This window comes from Actinopolyspora xinjiangensis (assembly GCF_900104475.1).
GTDB classification, from domain to species: Bacteria; Actinomycetota; Actinomycetes; order Mycobacteriales; family Pseudonocardiaceae; genus Actinopolyspora; species Actinopolyspora xinjiangensis.
Window position 1 is genome coordinate 459,373 of the sequence record NZ_FNJR01000003.1, and the last position, 21,332, is coordinate 480,704.

The window sequence follows — 21,332 nt, forward strand, 5'->3', positions numbered from 1 at the left end:
GGCTTCGTTGACCACGCGAACCGGGGAAGCCTCCCGGACGAGGATTTCCCAACAGCGGGCGATCAGCGTTTCAAAGCTTCCCGGACGCGCTCCGGAGCTTCGGGACTGTGCCGGACGACGTCATCGCTGACGTCCGCGATGGTTCGACTGGCCAGCTCGCGCCGCCAGGCCAGTTCCGCCTGACGCATGCTCCGCGAGACCGCGCAGACGGAGCTGTAGTCCAGGTCCGGATCCCCACCTGGCCCCTTCCGGAGGATATGGGTGCAGCGAAAGGCCTCCTCGCGGCCTTCCACAGCGACCACGACGTCGAGCAGTGTGATCTCCGCGACGGGGCGGGCCAGGTGAAATCCCCCGCGCGGCCCGGGAACGGATTCGAGGACCCCGGCTTTCACCAGGGCCTGCAGTTGCTTGTTCAGGTAGGGCGCCGGTAGCTCGTAGATCCCGGCCAACCGCGCGGCGGACACCGGCTCACCCACCCAGGCGAGGTTCAGGCAGGAGTGCAAGGTCCATTCAACGGCTTGTCCCATCCGCATGACCCGAACCCTACCTTTCGTGATGCGAAATAATCGGTTTCCGGTCGGAGCTCGCCGAACGAGCATGTGGCAACGGCACCGACGAGGCATCACCTCACGGAGAGATCGTCACCTTTTCGGTGGAACGCCGAGCGGTGGGCGCGAGACGCCGTCCACACGGGCTCAGCAGGCGGCCACGGTCGGCGGAACACACGATCGGCCACCGCGGAAACGAAATCCCCATCCCACCCACCGATCGGCGCTTTCGGTGTCCGAGCATACCTACGGGGGGCACTTCTCCCCGCGACGGCGCCCGAGTACACGGCACCGTTCTCGTTCCCACCAGTACGGCGACAACAGAGACCACGGACGTTCCTCGTTCGGATCGACCACCTCGTCGTTCCCGCCGCTGACCGCTCGAAGGAGTTCGAAGGACTCCGCCACGAGCCGGCACGGCACTACTAGGGTGATCACGGCAACGAGGTCGAGACGGAGGGACCGCGATGCGCGCCGTTGTGTTCGACGGGTTCGGCTCCACCCCCGAGGTACGCACCGTGGCCGACCCCGCCGTTTCCCCGGACGGGGTGGTGGTGGCGGTCGAGGCCACCGGATTGTGCCGCAGCGACTGGCACGCCTGGCAGGGGCACGAGCCCGACGTCACCCCGCCGCACGTGGCCGGTCACGAACTGGCCGGACGTCTCGTCGAGGTCGGCTCCTCGGTGCGCGGCTGGCACCCCGGGGACCGGGTGACCGTTCCGTTCGTCTGCGCCTGCGGCACCTGCCACCAGTGCGCCGCGGGAAACCAGCAGGTCTGCGAACACCAATTCCAGCCGGGAGTCACCCACTGGGGCTCGTTCGCCGAACGGGTCGCCGTACCCCGCGCCGAGACGAACCTCGTGGCCCTGCCCGACGAGCTGCCCACCACTTCGGCCGCCGCGCTCGGCTGCCGGTTCGCCACCTCCTTCCGGGCGGTACTGCGGCAGGGGTCGGTGCGCGCGGACCAGTGGGTCGCGGTGCACGGCTGCGGGGGCGCGGGCATCTCGGCGGTGGCGATCGCAGCGGCGGCCGGTGCCCGGGTGGTGGCGGTGGACCTCTCCGATGAGGCACTGCGGCTCGCCGCCGAGCTGGGCGCGGAGCACACCGTGAACGGAAACCGGACCCCCGACACGGCCGAGGCGGTCCGGGAGCTCACCGGCGGAGGCGCCCACGTGTCGCTGGACTGCGTGGGACACCCGGCCAGCTGCGCCGCCTCGATCTCCTCACTGCGCACGCGGGGCACTCATGTGCAGCTCGGCCTGATGCCGCCCCAACGGGGGCTGCCGCCCGTGCCGATGCACGAGGTGATCGCTCGGGAGCTGCGCGTCCTCGGCACTCATGGCCTGCAGGCCCACGAGTATCCGGAGATGCTGCGGTTGGTCACCGGTTCCCGCATCGACCTCGACCGGCTGATCGGTCGCAGAGTCGAGCTGGACGACATACCGGCCGCGCTGGTCGCGATGAACGAGACGACCCCGCCGAGCAGCGGGATCACTGTCGCCGAGATCGGCTGATCCCCTTCCGAGCACGTGCCTGGCGGGGTGCCAGCGATCGCACCGAACACGACAACGGCACCCGCGCGGCGTCGTGGGGCCGCCACACCCCGTCGGGAGGCTCTTCGGTTCCCGGCACTCACAAGTCGTTCCAGTCCGTCGAGGATCCGTTCGTGCTGCCTCCTCGGTGGTTCGTGCGGCTCTCCGGCGAACGCCGGGACGTATCCGCTCATTCGGTTCCCCCAACACCTTTTTGGGTGACCCCGCTTCGTCAACGCCCACCTTCCGAACTCCTGGTCCCGGAGAGCTCGGCGAGCAGCGTCTCGGTACAGTCCCGGCAGGTGGGAGCCTGGAACCAGTGCAGCTCGCTCGGTCGCGCCATCGCGCACGGCCTGCCGCACACCGAGGTGTCGGCCGGACGACCGTCCCAGTGCTTGCCCCGGAAGGCGTGCCGGTGCCATCGAACCCCGATCCGTTCGGGGACCGGTAGCCAGTAGTGCTGTCGCTCGGTGGTTTCCATCGTTACGTCTCCCTCGTTGTCTCAATCAGTTTTACACGCAATGGATTTGAGTTATTACCGATTGAAGTTATCTGTCAGTATCGTCGGAGACGTCGATCATCGAGTGAAGTTCGGAGAGGTCTTCCAGTGTCTACAGCGGAAGATGTGGGGGCACTACTGCGGGCCGCTCGCGAGGCTGCTGGTCTAAGCCTCACCCGAATGGCGCAGCTGACGCACTACTCGAAGCCGTACCTCGGATTCGTCGAGACGGGTTTCCTGAAAGGATTTTTCTTTCAGGATTGAGAACGAAGAAAAGCCCCTGATCGTGACCAGGGGGCTCCGTGCTACTTCGTATCCGCCAAGAGTACAAATAGCAGTGCTGCGTCTAGCACGGAATACGCTTCCCGCCACATGCGGTCCAGGCAGCGTGTGGGTAGGGTTACAAGTCCTGGCCACGGTTCACAGCCGTGCGGGTCGCCGTCAGAGGGCGTGCAGCTCGCGCGTCAGGCAACGCACGATCCAGGCGAACCCGACCGTGTCCTTGGTAAGCCCTGGCGTTCATGTTCGGGCACTATCGGCCCATCATCGCCGCTCTGCCCGTAACCCCCGGCTCGGCGCGGGCGTAACACCCCGCGCGGGGTGAAGCTCCGAAGTCACAATTCCGGTAGACCGAGACCTTCACCTCCCCCTCGATCCCGGGAGAACCGTGCCCGTTTCACGGCTCACCCGAGATCGAGGGGGGCTTACAGCCTTACTGGTCCACACGGTTCCCGAACCCCCGAAAAACCCCACGAGCGACCCCGGAAAATTCCCGACCTCCCCCGAAAGAACGGACGGCGGCCTGACTCCGGAGTCGAGTGAGGCTGTCGAGGGTTGCCGTCCATAGTTCAACACCCGGGGTTGAGAACTCAGGCGCCGAAAACAACACGAGCGCGACAAAAACGGCATCCCGGACGCCGCACCGGAGATTCCGAGGGAAACAAGACATCTCACCGCTGTTCCGGCTTCGCCGGCCGGCGAGAGCGGGAGCGGCCGAGTTTCGTGATGGCACTACCGGATCTAGGCTCGGGACATGGCGCAGTACTTCGAGGTGCATCCACGCAATCCGCAGCGTCGCGCTCTCAGCCAGGCGGCCGAGATCCTGCGCTCGGACGGCCTGGTGGCCTACCCCACCGACTCCTGCTTCGCGCTCGGCTGCCGAGTGGGCAACAAGGACGGGCTGGAGCGCATCCGCACGATCCGCCGGCTGGACCAGCACCACCACTTCACCCTGGTGTGCCGGAACTTCTCCGAACTCGGCCAGCTGGTCGTCGTCAACAACGCGGTCTTCCGCGCCATCAAGGCCGCCACACCGGGCAGCTACACGTTCATCCTGCCCGCCACCAAGGAAGTCCCCCGCAGGCTGCTGCACCCCAAGAAGAAAACGGTCGGCGTCCGCATCCCCGACCACGTCACCGCCCAGGCGCTGCTGGACACGCTGGACGATCCCCTGCTGTCGAGCACCCTGCTGCTGCCGGAACAGCAGGAGCCGATGACCAACGGGTGGGACATCAAGCAGCGGCTCGACGACGAGGTGGACGCCGTGATCGACTCCGGTGACTGCGGCACCGAGCCCACCACCGTGGTCGACTTCTCCGACGACGAACCCGAGATCGTCCGCTACGGAGCGGGCGATCCCGAGCTGTTCGAGTAGCGTCACCACCACTGTGCGGGCAACGGTCGCGCGGGCGCGACCGGTCGTGTTCGCACATCCGCCACGCCGTCCGGTGCCCTCGGGAGCCCCGTTCTTCCCGGCTGGAGCCGGACAGCGACGTCGGCACGCGAGAAGTCACCCGTCGGTTCATCGTCCTCCGAAAGAGCCACGACCGCGATAGGCGCGGGCGAGCCGAACCAGAGTTCGAGACGATCCCGGCGCGTCGGTCGAGTCGCGTGATCGGTTCTCGTGAGTCACGGCGAGGCCCCTACCCCCAGCAGGGACCTCGCCAAGCCCGAATCGAGCAGGGCGCCACACCTCCGGCGCAGTCCGGCGGATCAGCCCTGTGTCGAAACAGGACTCCGCACGAAAGGCTCGGGCACCACTCCAGGACCTCCCCGAAATCCAGTGGCTTCGGGAGCGGACCGGGAACCGCCGTACGGAACGCGGCGGCAGGCGCACGCTCTGTTCCCCTCTCGTGCGATCATGCGATTGAGCATCCGGATGGCGTTAGCTACAGTTGACAAAATCAAGGAAATCGTAAACTCTGCTTGCCAGGATGTCAACCACAGAAGACAGTATGCGATTACTCGACAACGATAAGCGACATCCTGCTGACAGTGTTACGGAGGCGGCCATGAGCAGCGAAGGCCCCGGCAGCCGGTCGTTCGGTGAACGACTACGGTGGCTCATGGAGACCTATCCGCAGCCCAACGGGCGAGCGTGGACACCGGGGGCGGTGGCGAAGGCACTCACTGCCTCGGGGCACCCCGTGTCGCGTCAGCACGTGTGGAAGCTGCTGCGGGACGGGGCGCAGCCGAGTTTCGCGCTCGTCGACGCGCTGGCGCACGTCTTCAACGTGGGGGTGGAGACCTTCAGCGAACGTTCCACCGAGCCCGAGCTCCCCGCGGCGCTGTACCGCGCGGGCGAGCTTCCCCAGGAGCAACTCACCCATCTCGCACAGTACATCCGATTCCTCGAATCACAGGTGGACAGCTCCCGGGAGGACCCGAACGAGTGACTCGTCACCGTTGTCGCGCCGCGTGTCCACACCACACCGTGCGGGATGTCGAGCCAGAGACGGAGATCAGCCAGTGCTGAGTAGCGAGAAGTCGCGTGCGCGCCGCGCGCGGCGCGCACGCGAGAGACGGTTGCGGCGCAGCCTGCGGACGACACTGCGCGTGGCCGGAGTAGACCACCCGATGGACATGCTGGAGGTCTGCCACCGCCTCTCACGGAACCGGAGCCGTCCGATCTACCCCACGGAGTACCCGCTCGCGGCCAGCGGCCCCTTCGGGCTGTGGCTGCCGGGGCGCAAGGCCGAGTGGATCCTGTTCCAACCGCGGACCACCGCCCTGCACCAGCAGCACATCATCGCCCACGAGCTGGGACACATCCTCTGCGGTCACCGGCCGGACCCGATCCTGCCCAGCGACGGCGTGGATTCCGACTCCTTCGACTGGGGAGCTCTCCGCCGCACCGCCTACGACTCCGAACAGGAGCAGGACGCCGAGACCGTCGCCACGCTGCTGCTGGAGTCGGCGGCGGCCAGCGACGGCGTCGTCTCCCCCGGCTCCTCCGGAAGGGCCCAGCGGGCCCAGCACGCACTCGGCGACCTGGAGGGATGGCTGTGACCCTGGCCGGCCAGAGCCCGATCCAGCTGGCGATCATCATCGCCTTCGTCTGGTTCGCCTACCGCCTGACTCGTTCCCCCCACAGCCTCGCGCTCTGGGCCGTGGTGTCCTGCCTCGCGTTCCGCTACTTCGCCTCCGGCGGGATCGCCGATCTGCGCGGCCACTTCGGCGGCGTGCTGTCCTCGGCCTCGGTGGCCAAGGTGGTCATGAACATCGCGCTGGCCGCCTCGTGGTGTTCCCTGCTGCTGTTCTTCCTGCTCGCCGCGACACCGCACCGGGCGGTGCGCACCGCGTTCCGGGAGATCGCGATCATGGTCGCGGCGATGCTGACGATGACCGTGATGGTCGCTGTCACCCCGAATGCCGACGAGGCATTCTCCTCCGGCGCCGGGGGCGCGCTACCCTCCGACGTCTCGATATCGGTGGTGGCCTTCTACATCGTCGGATCAGCCTACATCGCTTATGTCACCTGGCGTGCGGCGATCTGGGCGTGGAGCTACGCCGCCGAGAGCACGCAACGCACGCGGCTGGGGCTACGCATCGCCGCGGTGGCGTTGGGAACACTGGGCTCCGTGGCCGCGATCCGCGCCGGACAGATCCTGCTCATCTGGGGCGGCGGCACACTCCCGGAGTGGGCGACCCTCGTCAACCTGGGCGTGCCGCTGGGCACGCTGCTGTTCGTGTTCGGCGTGTGCCTGGCCGGGGCCGCCGCGCGGATCGAACGGTTCCGAATCTGGCTGCGGCACCGGCGCGCCCTGCGCGAACTGCGACCGCTGTGGTCCGTCCTCCACGACCTCTTCCCGGAGGACAGACTGGTTCCGGCCCACGAGCAGTCGCGGATCGACCGCTTCTCACCGCGCCGAGTTCATCAGCAGTTCTGGCGGGCCGTAGTGGAGATCCGCGACGGTCTGGTGCAGCTCAGCCCTCATCTGTCCGACCTGGGCTACGACCCGGACACCTCGTTGCACCAGCAGTCCGGTCTGCTCAATGAGGCCATCCGCCGCCAACGGTCCGGAACGGCCCCGAGCACCCGCGACGCCGTGCTGGTCGCGGCTCCGAGTTCGACCGGCGCCTTCGACGTCGAAGCCGACGTGGAGCAACTCGTACTCCTTTCCCGCTCCCTCTCCTGACCCGTGGAGGTCCCCGTGCAGTTGATCACCGCCGCAACCGTGCTGCCCGGTCCGGCCGGCGAGAGCGTGCCCGACGGCGCGGTGCTCGTCGACGGCGGGACCATCCGGGCCGTCGGCCCGCGCAGCGAGGTGACACCACTCGCCGAGGACGCCGAACACGTGGACTTCCCGGGGCACACGGTGCTTCCCGGGCTGATCAACGCCCACGTGCACCTCGCGTTCGACACCACCGCCGAGTGGTACACCCACCTCAACGACAGCGACGATCCCGATCTCCTCCTCGGTATGGCCGGACGAGCTCAGCAAGCGCTGGCCTCCGGCGTCACCACGCTCCGCGATCTGGGTGACCGCGGTGGTCTCGCGATGCGCCTGCGCGACGCCGTCGACGACGGCGAACTCGCCGGTCCCCGCATCCTCAGCGCCGGATCGCCGATCACCGTGCCGGGCGGGCACTGCTGGTTCCTCGGTGGCGAGGTGTCGAACGAGAGCGAGATCCGTACCCGGGTGGAGGACCACGCCGCCGCGGGCGGCGACCTCGTCAAGGTGATGGCATCCGGCGGATCGGTCACCCCGAACTCGCCCCCCATGTGGCAGTCGCAGTTCGGGTTGACCGAGCTGCGCGTCGTGGTCGAAGCGGCGCGGTCGGTGGGGCTGCCCGTGGCCGCCCACGCGCACGGGACGCAGTCGATCGTGGACGCCGTCGAAGCGGGTGTTGACACGATCGAGCACGCGACCTGGATCGCCGAGGGCGGCTCCGGCAGCGACCTCCGCGAGGACACCGCACGAGACATGGCCGAGCGGGGCATCGCCGTCTGCCCCGGCTGGCCCGCCGACTGGCGGCACTTCGCGGAACGGATCGGCCCCGAGCGGAGCAGGGCGGCCATCGAGCGGTTGCGGTGGATGGCCGAGCGCGGGGTACCCCTCATCCTGGGCACCGACGCCGGGCTGCGCGGTTCCGCTTTCCGGAACTTCCCGAACGCCCTCGGGCTCTACCGGGAGATCGGTTACAGCAACGCCGAGGTCATCGAACTCGCCACCACCACGACGGCGGACGCTCTCGGCCACGGCAAGGAAACCGGCCGCATCGCTGCCGGTTACGCCGCCGACCTGCTCGTCGTCGAGGGTGATCCTCTCGCCGACCTGGCGAACCTCAACCGCCAGGCGCGCGTGCTTCGCGGCGGAGAACGAGCTGTCCACCCCGCGTGAACCCGCTCGCCGCGACGGACCTCTCCACGTCCCCGCCGACCCCCGGTAGCGGTCGGGACGCCGGGCAGGAGCCACGCCTCGCGCGGCGGGAGCGGCCTTTCCGCGCCTTCCCGGCCGGAAGCCGTGCGCGGCGGGGCCGCTCGCGCCGGTCGTTCAGTCACGGCGGAGCGCGAAGCGCCGATGCAGTTCCCGCACCTCGTCGGCCAGGTCGGGGAGCGGGCCCTCCACCACGAGACCGGGCACGACTTCCGTGACCGGCATCATCCGAACCGGCGGCGCGCCCGCCCCGAGCTCGGCCAGCCAACCTGCCAGCTGGGCGGCCGAGCTCACGTACACGATGCGGCCCAACCCCACCCAACCGTGGGCGGCCGCGCACATCGGACAGTGCTCTCCGGACGTGAACACCGTGGCGGCCGCCCGTTCTGCCGGAGTCATGTTCGCCGCCGCCCACCGTGCCAGGGCGAACTCCGGGTGCAGGGTCGCGTCACCGCCGCTGGAGACACGGTTGCGGTCCTCGGCGAGGCGGCTCCCGTCGGAAGCCACCAGCACCGAGCCGAAGGGTTCGTCGCCCGTCCGCAATGCCTCGGCGGCCAGCTCCACGCACCGACGCGAGTGTCCCAGTTCGACATCGCTCGTCATGACCCACTCCTCGATCGCAGCGTCACCACGCTTCAGGCCCGGAGGACACCGACCACCGATGCCACGTGTTCCGGCCCGTTCCCCTGAATCGTGGCTCACTGACCAGTCGTGCTCGTCCAGCGGTGCTCGAACCGGGTCTCCGGTTCGGCCCGGGAGCACTCCGGTCTCGCGGCAACGGGATTTCCTCGCGTGCGGGAGCCTCTCCGGCCGGGACGCGGCCCGTCCGAGAAGCCGGTTTCGAGTGTGGTGCGCTGTGTGGCCGGCCGGCGGAGCGTTGACCCGGAGCACGGCACTCACTAGAGTATTCTAAATGTGAAATTATTATTCCGAATAACGGAATCAATCGTGGTGCGGATCACGGCCGCCGACTCGTCGGGCGAGCCGATCGCGGCCGACTCGACGTGCGTCCCGGCCCCCGGGGACACCTAGCGGGTCTTCCGCGGTCGCCGCCCCACCGGAACCTCACACGGGGCCCGGTGGGAACGCACCGGCACCGATCCCGGCCCGAGCCCCGGAAGACGGGCTCTTCCGGAAACCTCCCCGGCACCTCGGAAACCTCCCCGGCACCTCGGAAACGTCCACCAGCCCAGGGCCGTCCGGAGCGCTGCCCGTACCCGAACGGACAGGGTGGAGGACCACACCGGAAGCGCGGGCCGGGCACGCGAAGTCCGACCGAAACAGGAGTGGAACCTTGAACGCACCGTCGTACCACGCCCCGCGAGGAGGGCTGCCGCCGCAGAGCACGCTGCTCACCGACCGGGCCGTGGTCAAGGAAGCCTACACCGTCATCCCCAGGGGGGTACTGCGTGACATCGTCACCAGCAACCTGCCCGGCTGGAACCACACCCGGTCCTGGATCCTCGCCCGGCCCGTGGCCGGGTTCGCCACCACGTTCGCGCAGTACGTCGTCGAGGTCTCCCCCGGCGGCGGTAGCACCGAGCCGGAGCCGGAACCGGGCGTCGAGTCGGTGCTGTTCCTGCTCGACGGGACGCTCACCGTCGCGATCGAAGGCGAGCCCCACGTCCTCACCCCCGGCGGTTACGCCTACCTCCCTCCGGACGCGGACTGGTCGGTGACCAACGACTCGGACGGGACGGCCAGCTTCCAATGGGTCCGCAAGGCTTACGAACCGCTGCGGGACCACCCGATTCCCAGCGGGTTCGCCGTGCAGGAGCAGGACATCACCCCCACCCCGATGCCGGACACCGACGGCGCGTGGACGACCACCCGGTTCGTCGACCCCGACGACCTGTCCCACGACATGCACGTCAACATCGTCACGTTCGACCCCGGGGCCGTGATCCCCTTCGCCGAGACGCACGTGATGGAACACGGCATCTACGTCCTGGAGGGCAAGGCGGTCTACCGCCTCAACGACGACTGGGTCGAAGTCGAAGCCGGTGACTTCATGTGGCTGCGCGCCTTCTGCCCGCAAGCCTGCTACGCGGGCGGCCCCGGCAAGTTCCGCTACCTGCTCTACAAGGACGTCAACCGCCAGATCAGGCTCACCTGAGTTCCACGTCGCCCTGGCCGGAAAGGCACGTGGGGTGCGGCCCGGCCGCCACTGCCCTCACCCCTACCGGTCACTCGCACGGCTCCGGGATCTCACCGCTCCCAGCAGCTGAGAAAGGCGCCCACCCGTGACAGCCCGTCGAGCCGCCACGGGTGGGCGGGTCGGACGAGTACGCCGGTCACCGGCAGGCACGACTCGGAGAGCGTCGCGAGAACTGTCGTCCCCCTCACGACCGGCACGGAGCGCTCCGGTGCCGTACGAGGCGCCTCGGCCAGGGACGCCGTGGGGCGTGTCACGGCGTGCCGAGCAGTGCCGCGGCGGCTGTGCGGGCGTGGCGGGCCGGGCTCGGGTCACCACTGATGCCCGCGGTGACGACGGCTCCCTCGACCAGCAGGAACACCGGTTCGACCACCGCCACTCCGGTGGCGCGGACCCACTCCGCGAGCTGGTCGTGGAACGCCTGCTTGTGCGAGCGGACCTCGGCCAGCACCGCCGCCGACGCGGAACCGAGCTCACCGTGGGCGTTGATCCAGGCACACCCCCGGAAACCGGGCTCGGCGAACCACTCGGCGAGCCAGTCGAAAACCGCGAGCACGCGCTCGCGCGGATCCGATATCCGTTCCACGAACGTGGCCAGGCTGTCTCGCCACCGCTGGTCGCGACGCCGGAGCATCGCCACCACCAGGTCCTCCTTGCCGGGGAAGAACCGGTAGATCCGCTTCAACGACAGCGCCGAGGCCGCACGCACCTCATCCATCCCGACCGCCTGGATACCTCGCTCGTAGAACAGCCGCTCCGCCGCGTCGAGCAGCGCGGCACGGTCCAGGCGATCGCGTTCCTCGGTGAGCGGGGCTGGCATCCACACCTCCTTGACTTCGAGAACGATCGTTTTCTACCTTAGATCACCATCGATGGAGAACGCACGTTCTCAACACTTGAGGAGCCCCACCATGCCGGAAGACCGCCCGCCGTACCCACCCTTCACCCGGGAAACGGCCCTGCTGAAGGTCCAGGCGGCCGAGGCCTCCTGGAACACCCGCGACCCACGACGGGTCGCCGCCGCCTACACACCGGACTCCACGTGGCGCAACCGGGGCGCGTTCCTGCGAGGGCGGGAGGAGATCGTCGCCTTCCTGACCCGGAAGTGGGAGCGCGAACTCGACTACGCGCTCCGCAAGAACCTGTGGGGGTTCCACGAGAACCGGATCGCCGTCCGCTTCCAGTACGAGTGCCACGACGCGACAGGACAGTGGTGGCGCAGTTACGGCAACGAAATGTGGGAGTTCGACGGGAACGGCCTCATGCGGCGCCGCGAAGCCAGTATCAACGACGTCGCCATCGCGGAAACCGACCGACGCGTCCACGGCCCCCGTCCCGGAGACGAACGCAGCACCGAGCTCCCCCTCCGGTAGCGCCGGGGAGGGCGTCGCGCGGGGCCGGTGGTGACACGGTTCCAGCACATTTCGGCCGTCCTCCCGGTCTTTCCGGCACCGGGCGTGCCGAAGTGAATCCCGAACCGAGCGCCGATCCGGCCGGAGCGAACCAGTAGAGTTCACAAAAACCGCTTCAGCAACTAGGAGACATCGATGCCGGGCAAACGACCGACCATCTCCGACATCGCCAGAGCGGCCGGGGTGTCGATCGGCGCGGTCTCCTATGCCCTCAACAACCGCCCCGGCGTATCGGACGAGACCCGGCGTCGCATCCTCGACATCGCCGAGCGCCTGGGATGGGCACCCAGCAGCGTCGCGCGCTCGCTGACCGGCGGCCAGACCAACGCGGTCGGTCTCGTGGTGGACCGCCCCGCGCGGGTCCTCGGGATCGAGCCCTACTTCATGCAGCTCATCTCCGGCATCCAGGAGGCCCTCTCCGGAAGCCCCACTTCACTGCTGCTGCAAGTCACCGACAACACCGACGCCGAACTCGCCACCTATCGGCAGTGGTCGGCGGAGCATCGGGTCGACGGTGTGCTGCTGGTGGACCTGCGGATCGAGGACCCCCGGACGGAGCTGGTCCAACAACTCGGCCTCCCGGCCGTGGTGCTGGGCGAACCCTCCGATACGGACAACGTTGCCCGTGTGTGGACCGACGACGAGGTGGCGATCGTCGAGGTGGTCAAGTACCTGGCCAAGCTCGGACACCGGCGCATCACCCGAGTGGCCGGACCGAGCGAGTTCCTGCACACCAGGACGCGTTCCAGGGCGTTCTGCGAGGCCGCCGAACGCCTCGGCCTGGATCAGGCGCACATCGTCACGGCCGACTACTCCGACGAGAGCGGAGCACGTATGACACGTCGAGCGCTCACCAGCGACGAACCGCCCAGCGCGCTGGTGTTCGACAACGACGTGATGGCCGTGGCGGCGTTGGGGGTCACCCAGGAGCTCGGCCTGTCGGTTCCCGAGGACGTGTCCCTGGTCGCCTGGGACGACTCGACGTTGTGCGAGCTGGTCCGGCCCGCGCTGTCCGCCGTTCGCCGCCCGATCGCCGAACACGGCGCCACCGCCATCCGGATGTTGACGGACATCATCGCGGGCGAGACACCCCACGACGCCAAGACCTCGGATCCGGAGCTGATCCCCCGGGCGAGCACCGGCCCGGCACAGCGCCACTGACCTTCCGCACCCGGCGTCGAGCGACGACGTACCCACCAGGACGGTCGAATCAACGGATCGACAGGTCATCCACTCCACACGAGCGTCCGACACCTCCAAACCCGTCGGACCGGCTCGTCGCTTCCGACGTCGATCACACCACCGATGCCAGCGAGACACACCGCCCGGCACACACCGTCCGCCGTGTGTTTCCGGAAGCAGCCGCAGAGAACAGGCCAATTAAGCGCCTAAGTGTCAAGTACTCACCGGGGCACTCGGGAAGTACAGACGTGCGTCGCCACGCGAACCACGGCACGGCCCCGACGCGCTTCACCGCAGGAGCGCACCGAGTGTCCGGACCGGAGGGGCTCGGTGGCGTTCCGCCGGACAATACGATCCGCCTCGACCACCCCCGCCACGCTCCGCTGACGGAAAGGCGCGTCGCGAGCCCCTCCGCCGAGCTCACCACCGGTGAACGTCCGCGGCTACCGGGAACGGTCGTTCCCCCACCTCACCCCGACCACGGGGGTGCCCGGAGCCGATCGCGCCCTGCCCGCGGGACCGCCCGGTCTCGGCTAGTGGTCGCGCCGGGTGACCAGATGAGCGAGCGCGGTCAACTCGTCAACTCGGGCAAGGGGATCGGCCGCGTCGAGGTGGCCCAGGGCGCTGGTGAGCAGCCGGTCGGCCTGCGCGTGGCTCCAGGTGCGCCCGCCCGCGGTGTCGACGAGATCGGCGGTGCCGGTCAGGTCGGCCTCCGAGGTCGGAGGCTGGTGGTAGTGCGCACCGAGTCGTCGCCCGGCCGGGGTGTCGGAGTTCAGCGCGAACACCACGGGCAGGCTCTTCTTGCGGGCGTGCAGGTCGGAATAGGCGGGTTTGCCGGTGATGCCGGGGTCGCCCCAGATTCCGAGCAGGTCGTCGACGTGCTGAAAGGCCAGCCCGAGGTCGTGTCCGAAGCGGCGCAGGTGCTCGGTTCGCCGCCGGTCGGCACCGGCGAACAGAGCCCCGAGCTCGCAGGAGGTCGCCAGCAGCGCGGCGGTTTTGGCTTCGGCCATGCGTTGGCACTCGGCGACGTCGACATCGCCGCGTTGTTCGAAGGCGAGGTCGGTGACCTGCCCCTGAATCAGCTCCTGAACGGTGGTGTTGAGCAGCCGTATGCCGGGCAGCGCGCCCGGGTGCCCACTACCCGCGAGCACTTCGTACGCCAGCGAGAGCAGTGCGTCCCCGGCCAGGATCGCCGCGCTGGCCCCGAACACGGTCCAGGCCGTGGGACGGTGGCGACGGGTGGCGTCGGTGTCGATGACGTCGTCGTGCAGCAGTGAGAAGTTGTGCACGAGCTCGGCGGCGACCGCGGCAGGCAGCGCCGCCTCGGCGGTACCACCGGCCGCCTCGGCGGCGAGGAGGACCAGGGCGGGGCGCAGTGCTTTGCCGCCGGAGGCGTCACTGGACTGCCCGTGCTCGTCGATCCAGCCGAACTGGTAACGAGCGATGTGGCGCATGTCCTCGGGCAGCGTGTCCAGAGCGGACCGCAGCGCGGGCTCGACGCGGCCGCGCGCGACGTCCAGGGCTCGATACGCCTCATGGTCAGCGGTGGCGTGGGGGAGCACATCGGAGGTGGCCATGTGAGCTTTCCTTTCACCGGCCGATCTCGACGTTCTCCAACACGCCGAGCGCGTCGGGGGTGAGCACGGCGGCGGAGTAGTACGCGCTGACCAGGTACGAGGTGACGGCCCTGTCGTCGATGCCCATGAACCGCACGTTGAGGCCGGGGGCGTACTCGTCGGGGATGCCGGTCTGGTGCAGCCCGACCACGCCCTGGTGCTCCGCTCCGATCCGCATGACCAGGACCGAGCTGGTGTTTCTCTCGCTGATGGGGATCTTGTCGCAGGGCAGCAGCGGCACACCGCGCCAGGATGTCACCTGGGTTCCGCGCACGTCGACGGTCTCCGGGTAGAGACCCCGGCGGTTGCACTCGCGGCCGAACGCGGCGATGGTGCGCGGGTGCGCCAGGAAGAACTCGGACTTGCGACGCCGGGACAGCAGCTCGTCGATATCGCCCGGCGTGGGTGGACCTCCGGTGGTTTGGAGGCGCTGGCGCAGGTCGGCGTTGTGCAGCAGCCCGAACTCGCGGTTGTTGACCAGGTCCGCCTCCTGCTGTTCGCGCAGTTCTTCCACCGTGAGCCGCAGCTGCTGGTCGAGCTGGTTCATCGGCTCGCTGTAGAGGTCGTCGACCCGGGTGTGCACGCGCAGGATGGTCTGGGAGACGCTGAGCTCGTACTCGCGGGGCGCGAGGTCGTAATCGACGAACGTACCGGGCAGCTCGGACTCGCCCTCGTGCCCGGAGGCCAGCCGCACGGCGGCTTCACCGTGCTTGTTGTGCTCGGGCAGGGTTCGGCTTCGCACCTGTTCGAGGTGGGTGCGCAACGGCTCGGAACGGCCGGTGAGCTCGTTCAGGGCACCGCGGGAGAGAGTCAGCACGGTGCACGGGGTCAGCGCGGTGGCCGTGACCTGCCAGGTGTCCCGGCTGCCGGTGAGGACGTGCTCGCCGAGGTGGTCGCCATCGGCGAGCACGTCCCGGGAGACCTCGTCTCCGTAGGGCCCCGGCGTGCTGGTGCTGACCTTGCCGTGGGCCAGCAGTACCAGCTCGTCGGCGGGCAGGCCCGCCGACGTGATGTTCTCACCCGGCGCGTAGTGGTGCTGGGCGAACCTGTCGGCCAGGGCGGTCAGCACCGTCTCGTCGTCGAGTTCGCGCAGGGACGGTATCTCGCGGAGTTCCGGCGGCAGCACGCGAACCTGGTCTCCGGTGTTGGAGAACGTCAGGCGGCCGTCGCCGAGCTGGTAGGTCAGCCGCCGGTTGACCCGGTAGGAACCGGCGGTGGTCTCGACCCAGGGCAGCATGCGCAGCAGCCACCTCGGGCTGATCGACCGCATCTGCGGCGGTGTTTTCGTGGTGGTGGCCAGGTTGCGGGCCGCGGCCGTGCCCAGGCTGAGCTGTCCCCGCCCCTGGGACCGGGAAGTGGCGGTCGCGTTCGATGCGGTCTCGGTCATGTACCTCTACCGTTCGCGTGTCGGATCAGGAAGAAGGCTGCGGTGGGCCAAGAGTCACCCGGCTTCGGGGGACCGAACTCCCGCAGTGCCCTTCGGAGCGGCGATGCGGGCCGCCGTACCCAGTCCGGTCGGACCGGCCAGGCGATGCCGGGGCGTGAGCCCTCCCTCCGGCCGCGGGGTCCCGGAGACGGCCCCGGGCTGTGACGTCTCCACCGAAGCGGTCGGCAGGGCGTGTCGACGTCGCAGTTCGGCCTCGGTGTAGCGCACGCATCTGCGGTGCCACTCCAGGATTCCCGACATCCAGTCCTTCAAGCCTTCGGCGTGACCGATGAGCACCCGGCGGGCGGACTCGTCGAGTCCGAACTCTTCGAACACCCGAGGCAGCTGATCGGTGAGGATCCGCTGGAACTGCCGCATCCGGGCGTTCATCACCTCGGCCACGACGTCACGGGCCTGCCAGCGGTCGACGTCGAGGAATCGCTCGACGACCAGGACGAGGTTGTGGACTTCGCCCTCGAACTCGATCTCCTTCTGGTAGGAGAACAGGTCGTTGGTCAGGCAGGCGTAGTCCTGCGCGGCGGTTTCCATCTCCCGGACCACCGTGCTCCGGTACACCTCGGCGGGCACGAGGTCCAGATTGGCCAGTCGGGACAGGCTCATCGTCATGTCCGAGCCGAACGTCTTGCGACGCATCTCGAGGTAGTCGACCGGGTCCGGCACGCGGTGCTGGGCCTGATTGGCCAGTTCCCACAACCAGCTGGCGGTCATCTCCTCCACCGCGGTACGGAACTGACGCCGCGCGGCGGTGGGCATGGGCCCGGCGGTGCGGCGCCACAGATCGGCCAGACCTCGCTCGATCGGGTTGGTCGGCTCCGGGACGGACTCACCGTTCACGGGCATGAACGCCGACAAGCGATCGTTGCACGCCTTGGCGGCCGCCAGATTGCGGGACGCTCCGAACACCACGGGAAAGTAGTCGTCGCCGTAGGTTCCCCAGGCCAGCCAGTCCGCCGAGAGGTCGAGCTGCTCCGAACTCGCGTCGGCGTGGATCATCGCCGCGCAGTGGGCGAAGTCGAAACCGATGAACCGGCGCTCGTCCCACACTCCGTGGGATTCCACTCCGGGCACCGAGTCGAACATCCCCATCCGCCGGGCCCAGTCGAGGCCGTGCTCGCGCGCGCTGTCCAGGTGTGGACTCATCCGCACCGGGTACGGCATGTACAACTCCGGCAGCGTCAGATGCCCCACCGGCTGGAACGGGGTGTGGGACTGCTGTTGGGCCCGGCGTCGGGCTCCGGGCCGCAGTCGGGTGAACGCCCGGGCCGCCGAGGTGCCCAGTCCGGTCGGACCGGTGAGGGCCGTGAAGGTGGGTGTCGTGGCGACGCCTTCGTTCATGTACCGGCTGGACCGGGTGTGCCACTCGTGACCACCGGCCTGCCAGTCCTGCAGCCCCTTGACGTAGGCCAGCACCCTGCCCCGCTCGTCCGGCCCCAGGGCGTGCTCGTCGCACAGCGCGGGCACCTCGGTCAGCGCGGTGTTGTCGAACTGCTCCAGCCGGGAGGTCAGCAGATCGTTGGTGAGCTCGGCGGCCCGTTGCGGACCGGTTCCGAAGAAGCTCTCCATGACCAGCACGCCGTTGTTGAGCTCGCCTTCCTCCTGGGTCTCACGCTGATAGGAGAACAGGTCGTTGCGCAGGTGCACCCCGTCGGAGAACGTGTCGGTGAGCACCCGCATCGGCCTGCTCGCGGCGATCGTCGCCGGGATCTCGGCGCGGGCGGCGAGCTCGACGAGCCCGGCGGACCAGGGCGCCCCACCCACCTTGCGGCGCATCTCGATGTAGTCGACCGGGTTGGGCACCCGCCCCTGGTTGATGTTGGTCAGCTCCCACACGCAGTCCTCGAGGAGGTTGCGGGTGGCCTCGGCGAACCGGACGAGCCAGTCTGCCGACATGATCGAGGTCGTGCGATTCCACAGGTCGACCAGGCCCCACTCCACCGGATTCGCCGGCTCCGGCGAACGCGCGGTGGGATCGGTCGGCATGAACGCCGACAGCCCGGCCAGGTACCGCCGGGCCCCGGCCAGGTCCCCGGTGTACTTGTAGTGCTCCAGGAAGTGGTCGTCGAAGTAGAACACCCACACGTACCAGTCGGTGACCAGATCCAGGTCCGCCGCGGTCGCGTCGGGGTGGGTGTAGGCGCACAGCAACGGGTAGTCGGCCGAGTCGAACGTGGCCTCGTCCCAGGCGAACGCACCGCTGCTGCCCGCCGCGCCACCGGGGGTGACCATCTCCATCCGACGCGCCCACGCCGTGGAGTGCTCACGCGCGCTCCCCAGGTGCGAGTTCAACCGGGCGGGCCAGGGCAGGTAGAACTCCGGGAGTTCAAAGGGTTGGCTCGCCACTGGCTCAGCCTTCCCTGCCGGTCTCGACGTCGTCCAGCACCGCCAGCGCGTCCGGCACGAGCACCGCCGCCGAGTAGTAGGTGGAGACCAGGTACGAGATCAGCGCCTTCTCGTTGATGCCCATGAACCGCACGGACAGGCCCGGCTCGTACTCGTCGGGAAGCCCGGTCTGGTGCAACCCGACCACGCCCTGGTTGGCCTCGCCGGTGCGCATCAGCATGATCGACGTGGTCCGCGAGCCGCTCATCGGCAGCTTGTTGCACGGGAACATCGGCACACCCCGCCAAGCCGGCACGTGGTGCCCACCGACCTCCACGCTGGCCGGGTACAACCCGCGGCGACTGCACTCACGTCCGAACGCGGCGATGGCCTTCGGGTGGGCCAGGAAGAAGCCGGGGTCCTTCCAGACCAGCGACAGCAGCTCGTCCATGTCGTCCGGGGTGGGCGGACCGGTGCGGGTGTGGATGCGCTGGCGCAGGTCGGCATTGTGCAGCAACCCGAACTCGGGGTTGTTGACCAGCTCCTTCTCCTGCTCCTCGCGCAGCTCCTGGATGGTCAGCCGCAGCTGCTGCTCGGTCTGGTCCATCGGCTCGTTGTACAGATCCGCGACCCGGCTGTGCACCCGCAGCACCGTCTGGGCGACGCTGAGCTCGTACTCGCGGGGCTTGAGCTCGTAGTCGACGAACGTACCGGGCAGATCCGGCTCACCGGCGTGCCCGGAGGCCACCGCGACCTCGGCCTCGCCGTTCTCGTTGTGCGCACCCTGCGACCCGGTTCGGAATCGCGCGAGGTGGTCGCGCAGCGCTTCGGAACGGTCCACCACCTCCTGGGCGGACTGGCGGGGCAACGCCAGCACCGTGCACGGGGTCACGGCCTTGGCGGTGAACTCCCACGTGGCCTCGTCGTCCGCCAGGAGCTGACCACCGAAGTGCTCCCCGCCTGCCAGCACTCCCAGCTCAGCCCGCTCCCCGTAGGGGCCGCTACCGAGCTTGTTCACCTTGCCGTGGGCGATGAGCACGACCTCGTCGACCGACCGGCCCGCCTCGGCGATCACGTCGCCCGCCGCGTACTCGCGCTGCACGAACCGCTCGGCCAAGCCCTCCAGCACCGAGATGTCGTCGAATCCGCGCAACGCGGGCAGTTCGCACAGCTCGCCCGGGATCACCCGCACCGTCGAGCCGGTGTTGGAGAACGTCACGAGCCCGTCCCCGAGCTGGTAGGTCAGCCGCCGGTTCACCCGGTAAGAACCACCCGTGGCCTGCACCCACGGCAGCAGGCGCAGCAACCACCGCGAGGTGATCGACTGCATCTGCGGCGGCGTCTTCGTCGTCGTCGCCAGATTCCGCGCCGCCGACGTACCCAGGCTCAACCGCGACTGCCCGTCACCACTCTGCTGACCGGACACCGACTCCGTGCTTGTCACCACACACCACCAGTTCGACGCATGTCACATTCCTGCCCGCACAGTCGGATCGGTCAGCGCCTGCGCACTGAACTCCCCCAGCGCGGTTCCGAGCATGGTCCTGCTCAGTCGGAGGACGACCACATCTACTCGCCCGTTCAGGCGATCATCAGTCACCCGATCGGCCAAGCTAATTGATCATCACGACGCAACACAAGTCGACTGTGGACAGTAATGCGCGCCGGTGAGGCCCCTGATCGCGGCAGCACCAGCGACGTGCTGACCACTTCTTCACCTCACACCACCAGGGGACGGCGTTCGGGGAAGCACCGGACTCGGCGGTGACCAGCACGGGGCGATCCGGACGGTCGAGTCTCGGTGATGTTGATCTCAGCAACGTGCGGTGTCCGGCTCCGACGGACCGCGGAACGATCCGAATCGACCGCCGAGAACGGCGGTGGGGACGATGTTCTTCATGGTCGGACACCCTCGAATCGAGTGGCACGAGGCGAACAGCGGCATCGTCGGCACGACGCCGAATCTCACACTCCGGGAGAACTGATGGGTGGGCTCGAGCGAAGGCGGGAAGGGCCGAGTCCACTCCGGCCTCGACGCCCCCGTCCACGTGCCCGAACAGCACACCTAGAGCGTGACTGGTGGATCAGGTGCGGAGCCAGAGGAGGATGCTGGCTAGGGTCAGGGTGGCGTGGAAGTAGTGGGCTTTGGTGTGGAAGCGGGTGGCGATGCCGCGCCATTGCTTGAGGCGGTTGATGCTGCGTTCGACGATGTTGCGCTGCCGGTAGACAGTGGGCTCGAAGGCGGGTGGGTGGCCTCCCGCCGAGCCTCGCCTGTGGCGGTGTCCGGCCTGGTCGGCTGGTTCCGGGATGGTGGCGGCGAGGCCGCGACGCCGTAGGTGGGCCCGGATTGCTCGTGAGGAGTAGGCCTTGTCGGCAATGATGCGCACCGGTCTGGTGCGCGGGTGCCCACGCCCTGGGCGGGGAACTCGGATGGCCGCCAACAACGGCAGACACTGCGGAGCATCACCGGCTTGTCCCGGCGTGATCAGCAGACTCAGCGGACGGCCTCGTCCGTCGACAGCGAGGTGAATCGTGGTGCTCAGCCCTCCTCGGGACCGGCCCAGTGCTTGCGGGTGCCCCCCTTTTGCTCCGGCGGCGTGCTGGTGGGCGCGCACCACGGTGGAATCCACACTGACCGTCCAGTCCACCTCACTGGCGGCCTCGGCGGCCCGCTGCAGCTCGGTCAGGATCCGATCCCAGGTGCCGCCGGCGGCCCACCGGTAGAAACGAGACTGCACTCCTCTGCCACGGACCGAACCGCTCCGGCAGGTCCCGCCACGGGCAGCTGGCGCGGTCTGTGACGATCATGCCCTCGACCACCTGCCGATGCTCCCGCCACCGACCACCCCGCTGCGGCGTGACCTGCGGCAACATCGGCTCCAACCGCTCCCACTCCCGATCGGACAACTCGCCATACGACACACCTGACCAACGACCACAAGATCCACCAGTCACGCCCTAG

General features: G+C 68.7%; 18 protein-coding genes and 2 pseudogenes. 10 read left to right on the forward strand and 10 right to left on the reverse strand.

Annotation, left to right across the window (positions count from 1 at the left end; translation table 11 throughout):
* Nucleotides 1-62: 62 nt before the first annotated feature.
* On the reverse strand, nt 63-533 hold the full coding sequence (locus BLQ75_RS07035; RefSeq protein WP_170837370.1) for an RrF2 family transcriptional regulator: 471 nt from the start codon (nt 531-533) through the stop codon (nt 63-65).
* 482 nt (nt 534-1,015) lie between these two features.
* Here BLQ75_RS07035 and BLQ75_RS07040 point away from each other — a divergent pair, with 482 nt between their 5' ends.
* Nucleotides 1,016-2,062 (forward strand): zinc-dependent alcohol dehydrogenase family protein, encoded by a 1,047-nt coding sequence (locus tag BLQ75_RS07040; protein ID WP_092599522.1) that lies wholly within the window; start codon nt 1,016-1,018, stop codon nt 2,060-2,062.
* Between the two features lie 250 nt (nt 2,063-2,312).
* On the opposite strand, the gene BLQ75_RS07045 is transcribed toward BLQ75_RS07040, so the two are convergent.
* Nucleotides 2,313-2,561 (reverse strand): hypothetical protein, encoded by a 249-nt coding sequence (locus BLQ75_RS07045; protein WP_092599525.1) that lies wholly within the window; start codon nt 2,559-2,561, stop codon nt 2,313-2,315.
* 126 nt (nt 2,562-2,687) lie between these two features.
* On the opposite strand from BLQ75_RS07045, the pseudogene BLQ75_RS07050 reads away from it, so the two are divergent.
* The 6 genes and pseudogenes from BLQ75_RS07050 to BLQ75_RS07075 form a co-directional block, all read left to right on the forward strand.
* Nucleotides 2,688-2,813: pseudogene (locus BLQ75_RS07050) on the forward strand (helix-turn-helix domain-containing protein); the annotation flags it as partial.
* 799 nt (nt 2,814-3,612) lie between these two features.
* A complete protein-coding gene (locus tag BLQ75_RS07055) occupies nt 3,613-4,233 on the forward strand; it encodes an L-threonylcarbamoyladenylate synthase (RefSeq protein ID WP_092599531.1) in 621 nt (206 codons plus the stop codon).
* Nucleotides 4,234-4,870: 637 nt separating this feature from the next.
* Entirely contained in the window at nt 4,871-5,254 is a 384-nt protein-coding gene (locus BLQ75_RS07060) for a helix-turn-helix domain-containing protein (protein ID WP_092599534.1), read from the forward strand.
* A gap of 73 nt (nt 5,255-5,327) precedes the next feature.
* A complete protein-coding gene (locus BLQ75_RS07065) occupies nt 5,328-5,867 on the forward strand; it encodes an ImmA/IrrE family metallo-endopeptidase (RefSeq protein WP_198319297.1) in 540 nt (179 codons plus the stop codon).
* Entirely contained in the window at nt 5,858-6,997 is a 1,140-nt protein-coding gene (locus tag BLQ75_RS07070) for an MAB_1171c family putative transporter (RefSeq protein WP_170837371.1), read from the forward strand. Before BLQ75_RS07065 ends, BLQ75_RS07070 begins: the two co-directional genes overlap by 10 nt.
* Before the next feature lie 15 nt (nt 6,998-7,012).
* Nucleotides 7,013-8,203 (forward strand): amidohydrolase family protein, encoded by a 1,191-nt coding sequence (locus BLQ75_RS07075; RefSeq protein ID WP_211481207.1) that lies wholly within the window; start codon nt 7,013-7,015, stop codon nt 8,201-8,203.
* Between the two features lie 153 nt (nt 8,204-8,356).
* Here the strand turns inward: BLQ75_RS07075 and BLQ75_RS07080 are convergent, their stop codons facing one another.
* Nucleotides 8,357-8,842: a nucleoside deaminase gene (locus BLQ75_RS07080; RefSeq protein ID WP_092599755.1), complete on the reverse strand. Its 486-nt coding sequence runs from the start codon at nt 8,840-8,842 to the stop codon at nt 8,357-8,359.
* 691 nt (nt 8,843-9,533) lie between these two features.
* Between BLQ75_RS07080 and BLQ75_RS07085 the strand changes: the two genes are divergently transcribed.
* Nucleotides 9,534-10,355 carry a bifunctional allantoicase/(S)-ureidoglycine aminohydrolase gene (locus tag BLQ75_RS07085; RefSeq protein ID WP_092599543.1) on the forward strand — a complete coding sequence of 274 codons (822 nt, stop codon included), beginning with the start codon at nt 9,534-9,536 and terminating at the stop codon, nt 10,353-10,355.
* A gap of 292 nt (nt 10,356-10,647) precedes the next feature.
* Here BLQ75_RS07085 and BLQ75_RS07090 read toward each other — a convergent pair whose 3' ends face one another.
* Nucleotides 10,648-11,214: a TetR/AcrR family transcriptional regulator gene (locus tag BLQ75_RS07090; protein WP_092599546.1), complete on the reverse strand. Its 567-nt coding sequence runs from the start codon at nt 11,212-11,214 to the stop codon at nt 10,648-10,650.
* A 91-nt stretch (nt 11,215-11,305) separates the two neighbouring features.
* Between BLQ75_RS07090 and BLQ75_RS07095 the strand changes: the two genes are divergently transcribed.
* Nucleotides 11,306-11,767, forward strand: coding sequence for a nuclear transport factor 2 family protein (locus BLQ75_RS07095; protein ID WP_092599548.1), 462 nt, complete (start codon nt 11,306-11,308; stop codon nt 11,765-11,767).
* 174 nt (nt 11,768-11,941) lie between these two features.
* The gene (locus tag BLQ75_RS07100) at nt 11,942-12,967 is read left to right on the forward strand and encodes a LacI family DNA-binding transcriptional regulator (protein WP_092599551.1); all 1,026 of its coding nucleotides are present in this window, start codon (nt 11,942-11,944) and stop codon (nt 12,965-12,967) included.
* Between the two features lie 554 nt (nt 12,968-13,521).
* Here BLQ75_RS07100 and BLQ75_RS07105 read toward each other — a convergent pair.
* The 6 genes and pseudogenes from BLQ75_RS07105 to BLQ75_RS07125 form a co-directional block, all read right to left on the reverse strand.
* The gene (locus BLQ75_RS07105) at nt 13,522-14,565 is read right to left on the reverse strand and encodes a family 2 encapsulin nanocompartment cargo protein polyprenyl transferase (RefSeq protein WP_092599554.1); all 1,044 of its coding nucleotides are present in this window, start codon (nt 14,563-14,565) and stop codon (nt 13,522-13,524) included.
* 13 nt (nt 14,566-14,578) lie between these two features.
* A complete protein-coding gene (locus BLQ75_RS07110) occupies nt 14,579-15,991 on the reverse strand; it encodes a family 2B encapsulin nanocompartment shell protein (protein ID WP_092599557.1) in 1,413 nt (470 codons plus the stop codon).
* A gap of 54 nt (nt 15,992-16,045) precedes the next feature.
* Nucleotides 16,046-18,391: a family 2 encapsulin nanocompartment cargo protein terpene cyclase gene (locus tag BLQ75_RS07115; RefSeq protein ID WP_092599560.1), complete on the reverse strand. Its 2,346-nt coding sequence runs from the start codon at nt 18,389-18,391 to the stop codon at nt 16,046-16,048.
* Between the two features lie 4 nt (nt 18,392-18,395).
* Entirely contained in the window at nt 18,396-19,700 is a 1,305-nt protein-coding gene (locus tag BLQ75_RS07120; protein ID WP_425286441.1) for a family 2B encapsulin nanocompartment shell protein, read from the reverse strand.
* A 138-nt stretch (nt 19,701-19,838) separates the two neighbouring features.
* Nucleotides 19,839-19,970: a hypothetical protein gene (locus BLQ75_RS24455; protein WP_280137819.1), complete on the reverse strand. Its 132-nt coding sequence runs from the start codon at nt 19,968-19,970 to the stop codon at nt 19,839-19,841.
* Nucleotides 19,971-20,454: 484 nt separating this feature from the next.
* Nucleotides 20,455-21,244, reverse strand: a pseudogene (locus BLQ75_RS07125) (IS5 family transposase).
* Between the last annotated feature and the right edge of the window lie 88 nt (nt 21,245-21,332).

Bases quoted from the DNA above. Each gene is read 5' to 3' on its own strand.
- BLQ75_RS07035 (WP_170837370.1), bottom strand. From the start codon at position 533: ATGCGGATGGGACAAGCCGTTGAATGGACCTTGCACTCCTGCCTGAAC.
- BLQ75_RS07040 (WP_092599522.1), top strand. From the start codon at position 1,016: ATGCGCGCCGTTGTGTTCGACGGGTTCGGCTCCACCCCCGAGGTACGC.
- BLQ75_RS07045 (WP_092599525.1), bottom strand. From the start codon at position 2,561: ATGGAAACCACCGAGCGACAGCACTACTGGCTACCGGTCCCCGAACGG.
- BLQ75_RS07055 (WP_092599531.1), top strand. From the start codon at position 3,613: ATGGCGCAGTACTTCGAGGTGCATCCACGCAATCCGCAGCGTCGCGCT.
- BLQ75_RS07060 (WP_092599534.1), top strand. From the start codon at position 4,871: ATGAGCAGCGAAGGCCCCGGCAGCCGGTCGTTCGGTGAACGACTACGG.
- BLQ75_RS07070 (WP_170837371.1), top strand. From the start codon at position 5,858: ATGGCTGTGACCCTGGCCGGCCAGAGCCCGATCCAGCTGGCGATCATC.
- BLQ75_RS07080 (WP_092599755.1), bottom strand. From the start codon at position 8,842: ATGACGAGCGATGTCGAACTGGGACACTCGCGTCGGTGCGTGGAGCTG.
- BLQ75_RS07090 (WP_092599546.1), bottom strand. From the start codon at position 11,214: ATGCCAGCCCCGCTCACCGAGGAACGCGATCGCCTGGACCGTGCCGCG.
- BLQ75_RS07095 (WP_092599548.1), top strand. From the start codon at position 11,306: ATGCCGGAAGACCGCCCGCCGTACCCACCCTTCACCCGGGAAACGGCC.
- BLQ75_RS07100 (WP_092599551.1), top strand. From the start codon at position 11,942: ATGCCGGGCAAACGACCGACCATCTCCGACATCGCCAGAGCGGCCGGG.
- BLQ75_RS07105 (WP_092599554.1), bottom strand. From the start codon at position 14,565: ATGGCCACCTCCGATGTGCTCCCCCACGCCACCGCTGACCATGAGGCG.
- BLQ75_RS07110 (WP_092599557.1), bottom strand. From the start codon at position 15,991: ATGACCGAGACCGCATCGAACGCGACCGCCACTTCCCGGTCCCAGGGG.
- BLQ75_RS07120 (WP_425286441.1), bottom strand. From the start codon at position 19,700: ATGCAGTCGATCACCTCGCGGTGGTTGCTGCGCCTGCTGCCGTGGGTG.